Origin of the sequence: Aquabacterium sp. OR-4 (genome assembly GCF_025290835.2) — a bacterium.
Lineage (GTDB): Bacteria > Pseudomonadota > Gammaproteobacteria > Burkholderiales > Burkholderiaceae_C > Pseudaquabacterium.
Genome location: NZ_JAOCQD020000001.1, coordinates 650,952 through 665,801 on the forward strand (window position 1 = coordinate 650,952; position 14,850 = coordinate 665,801).

The window sequence follows — 14,850 nt, forward strand, 5'->3', positions numbered from 1 at the left end:
GCGGTCCAAGACCGTCGGCAGACCACCGAAAAGCCCTGACGTGACAACGCGTTAGGGCTTTTTTCTTGTCCCGAGCCGTCCAGGGAGATCCAAAGTCTCCAGGCCACTTCCAGCCGCCGCCGCAGTAGTTTTTGCAGTAGTCCTGAAATCATCAGGCCATCGCGAAAAAGTTACTGCAGCGCCCTCAACCCGAGAGCGCGCGGACAGCGCGCACAGGAGCTGGAAGATGGCATTGGAATTGATCAAGAACGAGCGGGTGATCGAGGCGCTGGCGCCCGGCGCGAAGCGGCTGACCGACGGTGGCGGGCTGTACCTGCTGCCTGCGGCCAAGCTTGGCGGCCAGCATGGCTGGCGCTTCGACTACGTCTTCGAAGGCAAGCGCAAGACGATCAGCCTGGGGATCTTCCCCGCGGTCAGCCTGGCCGGTGCCCGAGGCAAGGCGCTCGATGCCCGCAAGCAGCTGGCTCTGGGCATCAACCCGAGCGACAAACGCAAGCAGGTCAAGGCAGCGCAGGCCTCGCAGCTCGAGGCAGAGCGCCGGGCCCAGGCCGGCGAGGCGCCCATCGGTTCGTTCGAAGAAGTGGCGCGACGCTGGTACGCCAAGAACGAAGAAGGCTGGACGGCGTCATATGCGCCCAAGGTGCTGCGCAGGCTCGAAATCCATGTCTTCCCCTACATCGGTGCGCGCCCCATCGCGTCCATCGAGCCGCCGGCCGTGCTGGAGGTGTGCCGGCGCGTCGAGGAGCAGGGCACGATCGAGACGGCCCACCGTGCGTTGGAGCACTGCTCGAACGTCTTCCGTCTCGCCATTGCCGAACGGCTCCTGCCCAGCGACCCCTGCCGTGACCTGCGCGGTGCGCTGAAGAAGCCGGTGTCCAAGCGCTTCGCAGCCATCACCGACCCGGCCGAGCTGGCCGATCTGCTGAAGGCCACGTACGCGTACCAGGGCACACTGGTGGTTCGGGCTGCACTGAAGCTGGCGCCGATGCTGTTCCTCCGCCCTGGCGAGCTGAGGCAGGCGAGGTGGGAAGAGTTCGACCTGGACCATGGGATGTGGTTTGTGCCGTCCATGCGCATGAAGCGCGTCAAGGCCGAAAAAAGGAGTGGCGCGCCGCACTATGTGCCCTTGCCCAAGCAGGCGGTGGACATCCTGGAGGATCTCTTCTGCCTGACGGGCAAGACGGGCTTCGTGTTTCCCGCCGAGGGCCGGCCGGGCCGGACCATGTCCAACGGCACCGTCAATGCCGCGCTGCGGGCCCTGGGTTACACGGCCGAGGTGGTCACCGGCCACGGCTTCCGCGCCACCGCGCGGACCCTGATTGCCGAAGTGTTGTCGATGGACGTGGCCGCGGTCGAAATGCAGCTGGCCCACGAGGTGAAAGACGCCAACGGCGACGCCTACAACCGCGCCGAGTACATCCTGAAGCGTCAGGAAATCATGCAGGCCTGGGCCGACTACCTGGATGAACTGCGGGAAGGCCGTGCGGATCTGCGGCGGCATGCAGTGCTGCCGGCGTTCAAGCCGGTGACGTTGCGGTTGGCGGCGTAGGGGTGAAGGGTCCGGCACCTGCCGGATGTTTCGGTGGCCGGGCGGAGCTGGGTCACTGATTCCCAGCTGCAGGGCGATCGAGACGGGGAGCAAGACGTGAACCTGACCCCTCCTCAGTTCGGTCCGCGTTAGACTGGTTGCGGGTGTCGAGGGTGCGGCGCGCTGCACCCGCTGACGACCCCGAGCAGCCATAGGTCCTTCCTGAGAGCTGCCGCATGACGGATGCGACAACTTACGCGCTGGCCATCCTGGTAGCAGCCGTTCGTGGCCAATGGGAGTCGGCCAGTTCCTGCCGGTCGGTGCACGGAGCAGCGAAGCCCCGTTGGGCAAAGCCATGCAGGGCAAATGCGAAGGTGATGAGGTGTCGATTCAGATCGCTCTAGTCCGGCAGCAGTTTGAGGTCCTGCGGGTCGACTAGGCCGCAAGAAGGCCCACTGGCAGCGGTTGGGCAGCACGAAGAAACAACCAGACCACCTGCAACCCGTGCGCGTGGCCGAAACCCGATCTGAAGACCCCTCCTACCAGCCCGGGCTCGGAAGTCCATGCCCTCGGTGAGGACCGGTTGCCCCCATTCAGGTTCACTGGCGGCGAAGCAATGCGGCCGACGTCAAGCGGACAGATGACTTTGACTTGCCAATGCAGCGTGCGCCAGCGCACCGACGCGCGGGGCCGCCGCCTTGAAGATGCCTGTTGCCGCACCCACCGGTGTCGGCAGCACTTTCAAGGAGCATCGGCATGAACAACAAGCGAACGCGCGGCAACAAGGAAGCGAAGAAGCCCAAGCAAGGCCCACGCGTGGCGCCGCAGCCGGCCGGTGGCGTGAACGCGCCCACGCTGACTGGCTCGCAGAAGCCGCACCTGGTCAAGAAGTGAGACCCCCGTTGACGCCTCGCTCCCTGCCGTCTCCCGAATTCCACGGCGAGTCCGACGCCTTGCGCTTCTGGGTGTCCACGGCGGATCAAGCCTCGGTGGGGGCCAGCGTGTCGCGGTCAGTGCTGCACTACCGGTTCAACGGTCGAGACGATGGCAGCGACGCAGTGAGCGTGTATGCCGCCAACCGCGCGCTGATCGACGCGGCGGTGCTGCGCCGCGTGGTGGCCGGCTCGCGCGAACCCGTGATGGTGCGCGAACACGATCTACCCGTGCCGCCACGCTAAGCCCAAGGCGGGCACCCAACTCTGCCGGGGCATTGCCATGCTGTACACGATTGCTGTCGTTCTTTTGATCTTTTGGCTGCTGGGCCTGGTGACGTCCACCACCCTGGGCGGCTTCATCCCCATCCTTCTGGTGATTGCGCTGGTGATGGTGCTGGTCAATGTCATCTCGGGACGACGCCCGCTCTGAAGCGCTTCCATTCCACCCGTTTCACCCTTTCAGGAGGCCCCCCCAAGGTCCCACTCCCTTCTGTCGGCACTCCGGTTCGCAGAGCTGGCTGTGGCGGCATCGATGTTGCTGTTCGCAGCGGCCTGCGCCACGCAACAGCCCCCCGCGGCACAGATCTCGGCTGCCGCAGCCGTGCTGGCCCATGGGGCCGGCGCCGGCGGCACCGCGTTCGCCTCAGCCGACATGCAACTGGCGCGCAACAAGATGCAACGCGCCAACGCCGCCATGACCGACAAGGACTACCCGATGGCGCTGGCGAGGTCGCGCGAGGCCCCGGGTTGACGCGCAGCTGGCCACAAAGCCAAAGCCAAGACCGAGTCGACCAAGGCTCGGAAGAGCGCCAGCGATGCCCGCGAAGGCAAGCTAAGGTTGCGCCGCCGAGCGACCCGTACCCGGCACTGTGCCTGCAGCCGCCCCCGCTTTCCCAGCTGGACGGCAGCGACATCCGCTTCACACTGCCCATCACGCTGTGGGACACCGCGCTGGACGCCAGCCCGTAGGGACTGCCCGCGGGCGATGCTATCTGGGTCGAACTGCAGCTGAGCTTCACGCTGGAGGGCGTGTGCCGCGCCAGCGGTGCCGGCCAGCGACGACCTGCGGGGCCTGCTGCAGCCCGTCGGCAGAGGCTCGGAGGACGGGTGCTTCGAAGCAACTCGCTGCCCCGCGTGCGCTGTCGAACAGACGCCATCGGCACCAGGCCCTAGAAGCCTTCATCCACGCTGGCCTTTCGGGCCAGGGTGCCCCTTCCCAACAACCGCCCGAGGCATCATCATGAAGAATGTCCTGCACCCCATTTCCCTGGCAGCCCTGGCCCTGGTTGCCAGCCTAGGCGCCGCCGCACCCGCCTTGACCCTGGTGGCAGGGCCCACCACGTCGGTGGATGTCAGCGTCACCGAATCCACCCAGCTGGCCCTGGGCTGGAGCGTGAAGAAGACGCTGCTGGGCAAGACCCTCTTCAACGGCGGCGGCAGCAAGGTGGGCAAGGTCGAAGACCTGATCATCTCGCCCGACCGCAACGTGTCCTATGTCATCGTCGGTGCGGGGGGCTTCATCGGCATCGGCCGCCACGACGTGGCCATCCCGGTCAACCAGATCCAGAACCGCGCCGGCAAGCTGGTGATGCCCACGGCCACCAAGGAAAGCCTCAAGGCGCTGCCCGCCTTCGCCGACACCAACGGCAGCGCGCGCCGCGACCAGTTCCTGGCCGCCGTCGAGCGCGACATCGCCGAGGGCAATGACCGGGTCTTGACCCTGGAGAAGGCCGTCGATGGTGCAGCCGCCGAGGCCAAGCTGGACGAAATGAAGCAGGCCCCGGCCGCGCGCTGGCGCGAATTTGAAGCCAGCGTCAGCGCTGCCACGGCGAAGCTGCGTCGCAACATCGACCAGACCGTCGGCTGAGCGCCCAGCAGGCCCCGATCAGCCCGCGACGGCATGGCACTCACCCCGCAGGACACACGAAGACCCTTCGCCCTGGCTGGTGGGCGACGGGGTGAAATGCACGCGCTGGGCGCGCTGCCCGCGCTCGGCCTGGGCGATGTGAGCCGCTTGCCGGTGTCGCTGCGCATCCTGTTGGAGTCCATGCTGCGGCATGTCGACGGGCAACGCGTCACCGAAGCCCAGGTGCGCGCGCTCGCGGCTTGGCAACCGCAGGCGCAGCGCACCGAAGAGCTGCCATTCGTGGTGTCACGCATCCTGCTGCAGGACTTCACCGGCGTGCCGCTGCTGTGCGACCTGGCCGCGATGCGCGACGTGGCGCTGCAGTTTGGCCGCGAACCCGGGCTGATCGAGCCCCTGGTGCCGGTGGACCTGGTGGTGGACCACTCGGTGCAGGTGGACCACTTCCGCGAAGCCGACGCGCTGGACCTGAACATGAAGCTGGAGTTCGCGCGCAACGCCGAGCGCTACCGCTTCCTGAAGTGGGGCGCGCAGGCCTTCCGCCGCCTGCGCGTGGTACCGCCGGGCGTGGGCATCGTGCACCAGGTGAACCTGGAACACCTGGCCCGAGGCGTGCACTGGCAGGGCGACCTGTGCTTCCCCGACACCCTGGTGGGGACCGACTCGCACACCACCATGGTCAACGCCCTCGGCGTGCTGGGCTGGGGCGTGGGTGGCATCGAGGCCGAGGCGGGCCTGCTGGGCATGCCGGTGTCCATCCTCACGCCCGACGTGGTGGGCGTGCACCTGGCCGGCCGGCTGCGGGCCGGCACCACCGCCACCGACCTGGTGCTGACGCTCACCGAGCAGCTGCGTGCCGCCAACGTGGTGGGGCAGTTCGTTGAATTCTTCGGCGAAGGCGCGGCCTCGCTGTCGCTGCCCGACCGCGCCACGCTGGCCAACATGGCGCCCGAGTACGGCGCCACGGTGGGCTTCTTCCCGCCCGACGATGTGGCCGCCGACTACCTGGCCGCCACGGGCCGCAGCGCCAACGAGGTGGATGCGTTCCGCTGTTACTTCCAGGCCCAGCAGATGTTCGGCATGCCGCGTTCCGGCGACATCGACTACAGCCGGGTGCTGACCCTGAACCTGGACCAGGTGGTGTCTTGCGTGGCCGGGCCAGGCCGCCCGCAGGATCGCGTGGCCCTGCCGGACCTGAAGCGCCGCTTCCTGGCCGACCTGCGGCGCCCGGCCACCGACGGCGGCCAGGGCCTCAGCGTGCTGGCAGCCGGCCAGCGGGTGGCACTGGCCACGGGGGCAAGCCTGGGGCATGGCAGCGTGCTCATCGCCGCCATCACGTCGTGCACCAACACCTCCAACCCGAGCGTGATGCTGGCCGCCGGCCTGCTGGCCCGCAATGCGCTTTCGCGCGGCCTGAGCGTGCCCGCGCACATCAAGACCTCGCTCGCACCAGGCTCGCGCGTGGTGACCGACTACCTGGCGCAGGCCGGCCTGCTGGCACCGCTGGCCCAGCTGGGCTTTCGGGTCGTGGCCTACGGCTGCACCACCTGCATCGGCAATTCGGGGCCGCTGGACGAGGAGGTGGCCGACGCCGTGGCGGGCCACGCGCTGGTGGTGGCATCGGTGCTTTCGGGCAACCGCAATTTCGAATCCCGCATCCACCCCCAGGTTCGCGCCAACTACCTGATGAGCCCGCCGCTGGTGGTGGCGTTTGCGCTGGCCGGCCGGGTGGACATCGACCTGGACCACGAAGCCCTGGGCAACGACGCCTTGGGCCGGCCGGTGTTGCTTCGCGACGTATGGCCCAGCGCCGCCGACCTGGCCGAAGCCCAGCGCAGCGCGGCCCCGCCGTCCACTTACCAGCGCTTGTACGCCGCGCACGCACAGGCCCACCCGTCGTGGACCGCCATCGTCACCCCGCAGGGGCCGCTGGCGGCGTGGGCTGGTTCCACCTACATCGCCCGTCCACCCTTCCTGGATGGCTTCGAACTCGAACCACCTGCCTGGCTGCCCGTGCGCAACGCACGCGCGCTGGCGCTGCTGGGCGACTCGGTCACCACCGACCACATCAGCCCGGCCGGCGCCATTGCACGCGACAGCCCGGCCGGGGTCTGGCTGTTGGCCGCGGGCGTGGCCGAAGCCAGTTTCAACAGCTACGGTTCACGCCGTGGCCAGCACGAGGTGATGCTGCGCGGCACCTTCGCCAACCCGAGGCTGCGCAACCTGATGCTGCCGGCCGGCCCCAACGGCCGGCCGGTGGAAGGTGGGATGACGCTGCTGCGGCCCGATGGAACGCGGATGTCCATCTACGACGCGGCGATGGCCCATCGGGCCCGCGGCACGCCCACGCTGGTGTTCGCCGGGCATGACTACGGCAGCGGTTCCAGCCGCGACTGGGCTGCCAAGGGCACGCAGCTGTTGGGGGTGCGCGCGGTGGTGGCGCGCAGCTACGAGCGCATCCACCGCAGCAACCTGGTGGGCATGGGCGTGCTGCCGCTGCAGTTCGGCGAACACGACAGCATCGCCTCGCTGGGGCTGACCGGCGGCGAGACCTTCGACCTGCTGGGCATCGACGACGGCTTGCAACCCGGCCAGGCCGTGACGCTGCGCATTGCCGCACCCGACGGCCAGCGCCGCGGCTGCAGGTTGCGTCTGCGCATCGACACGCCGATGGAAGTGGCCACCTTCTGCGACGGCGGGCTCTTGCCGCATGTCATGCGCAGCCTGCTGCGGGTGCCCGCGGCACCTGCTGCGGCGGGCCCATGAGCGGCACACGCATCGAAGAGGACAGCTTCGGCACGATCGAGGTGCCGCTGCGAGCGCTGTGGGGCGCACAGACGCAGCGCAGCCTGCACTTTTTCGCCATCGGTGAACAAGGCATGCCGCCCCCGCTGGTGCATGCGATGGCCCAGGTCAAGCGTGCCGCGGCGCTGGTGAACGCCGAATTGGGCTTGCTGAACCCGGCCAAGGCCAGCGCCATCGCCGACGCCGCGCTGCAGGTGGCCGCGGGTGAACACGACGCGCAGTTCCCTTTGTCCATGTGGCAGACCGGTTCGGGCACGCAAAGCCACATGAACATGAACGAGGTGCTGGCCAATCTGGCCTCGCTGGCACTCGGTGGCGGCCTGGGCAGTGAACGGTGGGTGCACCCGCATGACGACGTGAACCTGGGCCAGAGCTCCAACGACGTGTTCCCCACCGCCATGCACATGGTGGTGGCACTGCGCATGCCGGCGCTGCTGGCCGCGCTGCAGCGTCTTCGCCTGGCGCTGCAGGCGCGGGCGCACGCCTGGGCGGACCTGATCAAGGTGGGCCGCACCCACCTGCAGGACGCCACGCCGGTGACCCTGGGCCAGGAGTTCGACGCCTATGACGCGCAACTGGCACTCGTCGAAACGGTGCTGCTGCAGGCCCAGCCGGCGCTGCACGCGCTGGCCATCGGTGGCACCGCGGTTGGCAACGGGCTGAACACGCACCCTGCCTTCGGCGAGCGCGTGGTGCAGGTGCTGGCCACCCAGCTGGGCCTGCCCTTCACGGTGGCCGCCAACCGCCTGGCCGCCACCGCCGGGCATGAAGCGCTGGTGGCGCTGCACAGCGCCTTTCGCCTGCTGGCGGTGGCGCTCACCAAGCTGGGCAGCGACCTGCGGCTGATGGGCAGCGGCCCGCGCGCGGGCTTGGGCGAGATCAATCTGCCCGCCAATGAGCCCGGCAGCTCCATCATGCCGGGCAAGGTGAACCCCACGCAGGTGGAGGCACTGCTGATGGTGTGCCAGCAGGTGATGGGGCACGACGTGGCGGTGGGCATCGCCGGCGCGCAGGGCCAGTTCGAGCTGAACACCGGCAAGCCGCTGATCGCCTTCAACCTGCTGGACAGCCAACGCCTGCTGACCGATGCCATCACGGGTCTGGCGGCGCACTGCGTGGAGGGGCTGACGGCCAACGCTGAGCGCCTGCAGTGGCAACTCGACCGGTCACTGATGGGGGTGACCGCGCTGTCACCCCACATTGGGCACGAACGCGCGGCGCGCATCGCTCAGCACGCGCAGGCCCACGGCCTGACGCTGCGCGAAGCGGCGCTGAAGGCTGGCGGGCTCAGCGCGGCCGAGTTCGACACCTGGGTGGACGCCCGCCGCATGCTGGCCCCGGGCTGACGCAAGCCGGCCCGCCGTTGGGCACGGATGCGCCTCAGACCAGGTGCCGTACCTCTTGGTGGTCCAACTCACGCACCAGGCGGCGCAGCACCAGATCACTGACACCACCCTGCTTGGCCAGGCGCCGCAGCGCGTCGCGTTCGGCACGCAGGCCCACCAACCGTACCTGGCGTTCAACATGGTCGTCGCGCCCGCGCGAAGCCGGGCTTACGCCGTCGGCATGGCGGGCCAGGCGCTGCTGGTATTCGTTGATCACCACCTTCGTCGCCTTGGCCAGGCGCCGCGCGGTGGCAGCATTGACCTCCGTGCCCTCGACACGCTGCGCAAGCTCGCCAGGCATGGCCTCGATGGCGGTGATGGCCTCCAGCGTCGCGGCCTGTCGCATCTGGTCGAGCGCCGCCGGCTGCCAGGGCTCGGCGGGCAGCTCCAGCCCCCTCAGCACCCGCGGCAGCACCAGCGTGGCCAGCACCATGGACAGCACGATCACCCCGGCCGCCAGCACCACCGCCAGGTCACGCACCGGGAAGGGTTTGCCATCGGCCAGCGCCAGCGGCAAGGTCATCACCGCCGCCAGGGTCACCGCACCGCGCACCCCGGCCAGCGTGGTGGCCAGCACCGCGCGCAGGCGGAAGGCGGTGGTCGCGTTGGCATCGTGCCGCGTGCCAGAGCCGGGCCATGGCAGCGACATCCACACCCACGCAAAACGCAGGGCGCCCAGCGCCACAGTGATCAGCGCCATGTTCAGCAGCAGCCAGCCGACGTGGGCATGGCCGCTGGCCTGCGCCGTGTGCGGGGCAGCGGCCCACAGCGCGGGGATTTGTGAACCCAGCAGCACGAAGATGCTGCCATTCACGGCCGTCTGCACCATGTCCCACACGGCGGTGCGGCGCAGGCGGGTGGCTGCGTTCCAGCGCCACACGTCGTTGGCGCTCATGGTCACGCCGGCGGCTGCGGCGGCCAGGATGCCGGAACACTGCGCCGCTTCGGCCAGCAGGTACACGCCGTAGGGCACCAGCAGCGACAGCAGAATCTGCCCGCCGCCGTCCTCGCCCCAGCGCGCCGACACCCAGCCGGTGGCGCGTGCCACCAGCCAGGTGGCGCCCACGCCGATGGCCAGCCCGCCCAGCGCCATCCAGACAAAACCGGCCAGCGCCTGGGTCACCGAGAAGCTGCCGGTCAGCGTGGCGGCCACCGCCACGCGCAGGCACAGCAGGCCCGAGGCATCGTTGAACAGCGCCTCGCCCTGCAGCACGTGCAGCAGCCGCGGCGCGATGGGGGAGCGCGCCGCGATGGCTGACACCGCCGTGGGGTCGGTGGGCGACAGCACCGCAGTGAGTGCAAAGGCCACCGCCAGCGGCATGGCCGGAATCAGCCAGTGGACGAACAGGCCCATGCCCAGCACCGTGAAGACCACCAGGCCCAGCGCCAGCCTCACGATGGAGCGGGCGTCGCGCCGCAGCGCGTCGTTGGGGATGCGCCAGCCGTCGAGGAACAGCAACGGCGGCAGGAACAGCAGGAAAAAGACCTCCGGCTGCAGCACCGCGGTGCCGAATCCCGCCTGGTGCAAAGCCGCACCCAAGGCCATCTGCACCAGCGGCACCGGCCAGCCGGTGGCGCGCGCCAGCGCACCGCCCAACACCACGCACAGCAGCGACATCAGCACCAGCGCGGTGGCTTGCATCGGGGTGGCGGCGTGTGGGTTCGGTGGGCAGGTTCAGGCGGCTGCGCCCCGGTGGGGCCCTGCCGCGATGCCGCCCCGGGCTGTTGGAAGGGCAGGGGCGGCCCGCGGCAGGGCCCCCGGCAAGCGCGCGGGGAACCCAGGCCGCCTGTCAGTTTTTCTTCGAAGGAGGCACGTCGTCAAACCAGGCGTCGGTCGCCTTGCGTTCCCATTCGCTCACCTGCTTCTCGGCTTCGTCCTTGACGATGCCGTAGCGCTCCTGGATCTTGCCGGCCAGTTGCTCACGGCGCCCGGCGATGACGTCCATGTCATCGTCGGTCAGCTTGCCCCATTGCTCCTTGGCGTGTCCGGTCACTTGTTTCCAGTTGCCTTGAATGCGGTCCCAGTTCATGGTGTGTCCTTTCCGTGAGTTGAAGAAGGTGAGGCCGTTCAAGGTCGCACGGCGATTTCGTTCTTCACCTGCTTCACGCCAGCGACCTTCCAGGCCAGCGTTTCGGCGGTGCTGCGTTCGGTGCTGTTCTTGGCGAAGCCTGACAGCATCACCGTGCCCTTCATGGTTTCAACGCTGATGCTGTTGAAGTCCACATCCGGGTTGTCGAGGAAGCGGCCCTTGACGGCGGTGGTGATCGCGGTGTCGTCCACATAGGCGCCCACCGATTCCTGGCCGCGGGTGACGGCGCAGCCGGTGGCGGTGAGCAGGGCCAGGGTGGAAGCGATGGCGACAATCGAAGTACGGAAGTTCATGGTGATGCTCCTTGGGGAGTGGAAGAACGGAGGCCGAAGGGGGTTGGGGCGCTCAACCGGTGCGCCGGTACGGGCCGGCGGCTTGCCGCAAGGGCGCGCGGTCGGTGCCGAACATGTGGTCCCAGAAGCGATGGCTCACGCCGTAGCAGCCAGGGCTTTCAACGCGCTGGTGGTGGCGCGCATGCCAGCGCTGGTGGCGCAAGCGCCACGCGTTGCGGGTCTGGCCGTGGTGGCACAGGTGGTGGGTAACGGCATAGGCCAGGTAGCCGGCCAGCACGCCGGCGGTCAGCGCGCAGGCGGGCCACAGGCCGGCCAGGGCCCAAGCCGGGGCGAACACCAACAGCGCAAACAGCGGCGCGCTCACCGCTGTGGGGGTGCCGATGCGGGCACCGGGTCGTGTGTGGTGCAACTCGTGCATGCCGCGAAACGGCTGCATGCCGTGCAGCACGAAGCGGTGCAGCGCGTACTCCAGCACGCTCCACATCAGGTAACCCGCCAGCACGGTGGCCAGCAGCGGCCAGGCCGGCCCAGGGGCGCCCAGCAGCAGCGCCGCGCCCAGGCCCAGCACCGCCAGGCCATACAGCGCGAAGTCGGCGCGGTAGGCGGTCCTGCTGCTTTCCAGTTCCAGATATCTCATGCTGTGGCCTTGTGCAAGGCGCCGCTCGCCCGGAGTGGGCTTGACGGTCGCGCTGTTCGATCACAGTCTGTGTGCTGGGCCGGAGTGGGTCTGTGCGCTGGGGTACACAGGGCGGCAGGGCGCCCGGCGATGAATGCCGCCTCAGCGTGCCGGAAGGTCCAGCACCAGCACCAGCACCAGCAGCACCCGCGTAGGGGTCAACAGCGCGCCCCCGGCTACACGGCGCCGGTGCGCGCCTTCACCGGCATGTGGTCGCCGGTCTCGGCAGGGGCGACACGGTGGTTCATGGTGTTGCTTCTTCAGGCCCGAAGGGCCGCGTGGCGACGGTATCGAGCCACACCGCTGCGCTATGTGCCATGGCGTACAGACCCGCCAGCCACAGGGTCCCAGCATGGGAGCGTGGCATCGGTCCAAGGCTTTTTGAGGCGGGCTGACCCGCCGAGCCGTGCTAGCACCACCGCCCGCAAGGGTGGGCGCGAACTGCTTCGCCGATCGCCCCACTTTTTCCTACCTGGAGCTACCTTGACCCACAAACTGACTGTCCTTGCCCTGCTGGCCGCCGCGGGCACCATGGCCCTGCCCGCTATGGCGGTCACCACCGACTGGGGCGTGCACGCCCCCCCGGAAGTGGCTGCGGCCGTCACCCCGACGGGCGTGTTCGAGGGCTTCTACCTCTTCGGCCTCGGCGCCGAGAGCAGCCTGATGAGCACCACGGTCAGCAACAACCTGGGCAGTGTCCTGGGGCTGGCCGACGGACAGGAGTCGCTGTTCAAGGAAGCCGGGGACGCCGACGCTGCGCTGGGCGCCTACGCCTTTACGGCCACCACCGGCAGCATCTCGTTTCCCTTCGGCTTGCTGGATGCGGGCAGCTACTACTACCGGGTCAGCGGCACGGGTGTCGGCAGCATGGGCGGGGGCTACTCGATCAGCTCCAGCGTGACCCCCACCACGTCGCCGGTGCCGGAACCGAACACCTCCGCGCTGATGCTGGCCGGTTTTGCAGGTATGGCTGTGCTGTTGCGTCGCCGGCACCACGAAGGCCGGTGATGCTGTACCGCTTCAAATCCGGCGCCACCGGGGACGTTCTCATGACGGCGTCGCGTGGCGACCAGTTGCTGGACATCATCGGCAAGGCTGCGGCGCCCAAGGGCATCGTGGCCGCGGCCGCCTTGCCGGCGGCGATCCAGGCGCTGGAGCGGGCGATGGCCGCTGAAGAAGCGGCCACCGTGGTCAGCCCGCCGGAAGAAGACAAGGTGTCGCTGCGCCAGCGCGCCTGGCCGCTGGTGGACATGTTCCGGCGCGCCCAGCAGGCCAACGTGGCCGTGGTCTGGGGCGTTTGACGGCCCCCGGCCACCATGCCTTCACCCGTGCGGCGCTGCACCTTGGCCCATGTCGTGATCTCTCACCAACCCCCAACCCCCAACCCCACAACTCCCAAGGAATATCCATGACGAACAAGCTCACCGGCGACAACGCTGCGCACCTGGTGGACCAGGCCGCGCTGCAGGCAGAACACGTCATTGTTTCCACGCGCCGTCTGGCCAACGAGGCCATGGACGGCCTGGCGGGATCGGTGGAGGACCTGCGCCACACGGCATCACCGGCGCTCAGCCGGGTGGCCGCGCAGGCCGGCGCCTTGACGCAAGGCGGCGTGGACGCGGTGCTGAACGGGTCGCACCGCCTGGCCGACAAGGCACGCCAGGCCGCTGACGGCACGGTGCGCTACATCCAGCACGAACCGGTGAAGTCCATGCTGATGGCCGCGGCCACCGGCGCGGCGCTGATGGCCCTGGTCAGCCTGGTGGCCGGCCGTCGCCGCCACGACTGACACCATGCGCGGCCTGTTGGCGCTGTGGCGTCTGCTGCGCGTGTGCGCCCTGCCGCGCGACCTGCTGGCGGCCCATGTGCAGGCCTACGGCCAGCTGGCCGGGCTGGAACTGGGCCGCGAGTTGGCGCTGTGGCGTCGCCGTGCGCTGCTGCAACTGGTGGGCGCGGGCGCTGCCTTGGCCGCCGCCGGCCTGGGTGGCGTGGCCCTCATGCTGTGGGCCGTGGTGCCAGCGGCGCAGGTTCGGGCACCGTGGGTCTTGTGGGGGGTGCCCCTGGTGCCTGGCCTGGTGGCGCTGGCCTGCCTGTGGGCGGGGCGTGCACGCCCGCGGTCACCTGTCTTTGCCGGCGTGCGCCGCCAGCTGGCCGCGGACATGGCCTTGTTGCGCGGCGCGCGGGCCAGCACTGCCGCTCCGGCGACCGGTGTTCCGGAGACAGTGCGTTGATCGGCCTGGGCCTGCGGGGTTCAGTCCGTCAAGCGGTGCGGTCGAAATAGGCGTGACCGCCGCCCTGGCGCTTGGCCTGGTACATGGCGTGGTCGGCGTTGCGCAGCAGGTCGTCGCCGTTGTCGCCATCGCCTGGCCAGACGGCAATGCCGATGCTGGCCCGCACCCTCAGGTCCAGCGCGCCGATGCGCACCGGGGCCGACAACACCCGGGCAAACTTCTTGACCACCTCGTCCAGTTCGTGGCGACCTGGCACATTGGCCAGCAGGCAGGCGAATTCGTCGCCGCCCAGGCGGCCCACGCAGTCCCCCGAGCGCAGCGCGCTGCGCAAGCGCGCAGCCACGATGCGCAAAAGCTCGTCACCGACGTTGTGGCCATGGCTGTCGTTCACGGCCTTGAAATCGTCCAGGTCCAGGTACAGCAGCGCCAGCGAATCACCGGTGGGCGCGGCGCGGCCCATGGTCAGGTGCAGCCGCCCGCGAAAGCTCTCTTGGTTGGGCAGCGCGGTCAGGCTGTCTTCCAAGGCGCGCCGGCGTGCGTCGCGTTCGCTGTCCTGTGCGCCCTTCAGCGCCATGCGCGCCCGTGCCAGCGCCACGCGGGCGTCGAACAGGCTCAATTCCATTCGCCGCGCGCGGCCCATTTCATGGCGCAGCGAACGCTCCAACCGGTCCAAGGCATTGGCGCACTGCCATACGCCTTCGGTCAGCTCGCTGGGCCTCAAGACCAGCGCCTGCCCGGGAGCGCCGGACAGACTGCGCAGCTGGGAGGACACCGCCGCCAGCAGATCGCCCCAGGCCGGCCCGGACAGCGGGAGCGATGCGTATGGGTCTGTCCAGGATCGCGGCGGCTTCGGGTCCCGCCCATCCCGCCAATGCGTCGGCGGTTTTGCCGTGGACGCGGCAGGCTTGCCGTTGCCGGAATGGCTGGCCAGTGAGGACGCGGGTTCGCAGTGATCGATGGGGCGGTTTTCCATCGTCACATTGAAACCGTGTGGCGGCCCGCTTTCTGTGCGCTGTCGTACAGAGGGGTGCGGGGCACAGCGC

General features: G+C 69.2%; 17 protein-coding genes and 1 pseudogene. 13 read left to right on the forward strand and 5 right to left on the reverse strand.

Going from position 1 to position 14,850, the window contains the following annotated elements; all coding sequences use genetic code 11:
* Positions 1-226 precede the first annotated feature (226 nt).
* The 9 genes and pseudogenes from N4G63_RS02645 to N4G63_RS02685 all read left to right on the forward strand — a co-directional run bounded on the left by N4G63_RS02645 (position 227) and on the right by N4G63_RS02685 (position 8,478).
* Positions 227-1,549 carry a tyrosine-type recombinase/integrase gene (locus tag N4G63_RS02645; RefSeq protein WP_260788901.1) on the forward strand — a complete coding sequence of 441 codons (1,323 nt, stop codon included), beginning with the start codon at positions 227-229 and terminating at the stop codon, positions 1,547-1,549.
* A gap of 307 nt (positions 1,550-1,856) precedes the next feature.
* Positions 1,857-1,967, forward strand: a pseudogene (locus tag N4G63_RS02650) (transcription elongation factor GreAB); the annotation flags it as partial.
* 317 nt (positions 1,968-2,284) lie between these two features.
* Positions 2,285-2,422: a hypothetical protein gene (locus tag N4G63_RS02655; protein WP_260788900.1), complete on the forward strand. Its 138-nt coding sequence runs from the start codon at positions 2,285-2,287 to the stop codon at positions 2,420-2,422.
* Between the two features lie 8 nt (positions 2,423-2,430).
* Positions 2,431-2,706 (forward strand): hypothetical protein, encoded by a 276-nt coding sequence (locus N4G63_RS02660; protein ID WP_260788899.1) that lies wholly within the window; start codon positions 2,431-2,433, stop codon positions 2,704-2,706.
* 37 nt (positions 2,707-2,743) lie between these two features.
* Positions 2,744-2,893, forward strand: a complete 150-nt coding sequence (locus tag N4G63_RS02665; protein WP_260788898.1) for a lmo0937 family membrane protein — start codon at positions 2,744-2,746, stop codon at positions 2,891-2,893.
* A 102-nt stretch (positions 2,894-2,995) separates the two neighbouring features.
* A complete protein-coding gene (locus N4G63_RS02670) occupies positions 2,996-3,214 on the forward strand; it encodes a hypothetical protein (RefSeq protein WP_260788897.1) in 219 nt (72 codons plus the stop codon).
* Between the two features lie 489 nt (positions 3,215-3,703).
* Positions 3,704-4,330, forward strand: coding sequence for a PRC-barrel domain-containing protein (locus N4G63_RS02675; protein WP_260788896.1), 627 nt, complete (start codon positions 3,704-3,706; stop codon positions 4,328-4,330).
* Between the two features lie 33 nt (positions 4,331-4,363).
* A complete protein-coding gene (gene acnA, locus N4G63_RS02680) occupies positions 4,364-7,093 on the forward strand; it encodes an aconitate hydratase AcnA (RefSeq protein WP_314599311.1) in 2,730 nt (909 codons plus the stop codon).
* Positions 7,090-8,478 (forward strand): class II fumarate hydratase, encoded by a 1,389-nt coding sequence (locus tag N4G63_RS02685; protein WP_260788895.1) that lies wholly within the window; start codon positions 7,090-7,092, stop codon positions 8,476-8,478. The genes acnA and N4G63_RS02685 overlap by 4 nt, the downstream gene beginning before the upstream one ends.
* A 34-nt stretch (positions 8,479-8,512) precedes the next feature.
* Here the strand turns inward: N4G63_RS02685 and N4G63_RS02690 are convergent, their stop codons facing one another.
* From N4G63_RS02690 to N4G63_RS02705, 4 genes are all read right to left on the reverse strand, one after another.
* The gene (locus N4G63_RS02690; protein WP_314599312.1) at positions 8,513-10,159 is read right to left on the reverse strand and encodes a Na+/H+ antiporter; all 1,647 of its coding nucleotides are present in this window, start codon (positions 10,157-10,159) and stop codon (positions 8,513-8,515) included.
* Positions 10,160-10,307: 148 nt separating this feature from the next.
* Entirely contained in the window at positions 10,308-10,547 is a 240-nt protein-coding gene (locus tag N4G63_RS02695; protein WP_314599313.1) for a CsbD family protein, read from the reverse strand.
* Between the two features lie 38 nt (positions 10,548-10,585).
* Complete coding sequence (locus tag N4G63_RS02700) at positions 10,586-10,900, reverse strand: BON domain-containing protein (RefSeq protein ID WP_260788894.1); 315 nt, start codon at positions 10,898-10,900, stop codon at positions 10,586-10,588.
* 52 nt (positions 10,901-10,952) lie between these two features.
* Positions 10,953-11,537, reverse strand: coding sequence for a sterol desaturase family protein (locus N4G63_RS02705; protein ID WP_260788893.1), 585 nt, complete (start codon positions 11,535-11,537; stop codon positions 10,953-10,955).
* 522 nt (positions 11,538-12,059) lie between these two features.
* On the opposite strand from N4G63_RS02705, the gene N4G63_RS02710 reads away from it, so the two are divergent.
* The 4 genes from N4G63_RS02710 to N4G63_RS02725 all read left to right on the forward strand — a co-directional run bounded on the left by N4G63_RS02710 (position 12,060) and on the right by N4G63_RS02725 (position 13,807).
* Positions 12,060-12,584, forward strand: a complete 525-nt coding sequence (locus tag N4G63_RS02710) for an FxDxF family PEP-CTERM protein (RefSeq protein WP_260788892.1) — start codon at positions 12,060-12,062, stop codon at positions 12,582-12,584.
* A complete protein-coding gene (locus N4G63_RS02715) occupies positions 12,584-12,877 on the forward strand; it encodes a DUF1840 family protein (protein ID WP_260789529.1) in 294 nt (97 codons plus the stop codon). The genes N4G63_RS02710 and N4G63_RS02715 overlap by 1 nt, the downstream gene beginning before the upstream one ends.
* Before the next feature lie 107 nt (positions 12,878-12,984).
* Positions 12,985-13,365 (forward strand): hypothetical protein, encoded by a 381-nt coding sequence (locus N4G63_RS02720; protein ID WP_314599314.1) that lies wholly within the window; start codon positions 12,985-12,987, stop codon positions 13,363-13,365.
* Between the two features lie 4 nt (positions 13,366-13,369).
* Entirely contained in the window at positions 13,370-13,807 is a 438-nt protein-coding gene (locus N4G63_RS02725; protein ID WP_260788890.1) for a hypothetical protein, read from the forward strand.
* Positions 13,808-13,835: 28 nt separating this feature from the next.
* On the opposite strand, the gene N4G63_RS02730 is transcribed toward N4G63_RS02725, so the two are convergent.
* Positions 13,836-14,780, reverse strand: coding sequence for a diguanylate cyclase domain-containing protein (locus N4G63_RS02730; protein ID WP_314599315.1), 945 nt, complete (start codon positions 14,778-14,780; stop codon positions 13,836-13,838).
* Positions 14,781-14,850: the final 70 nt, after the last annotated feature.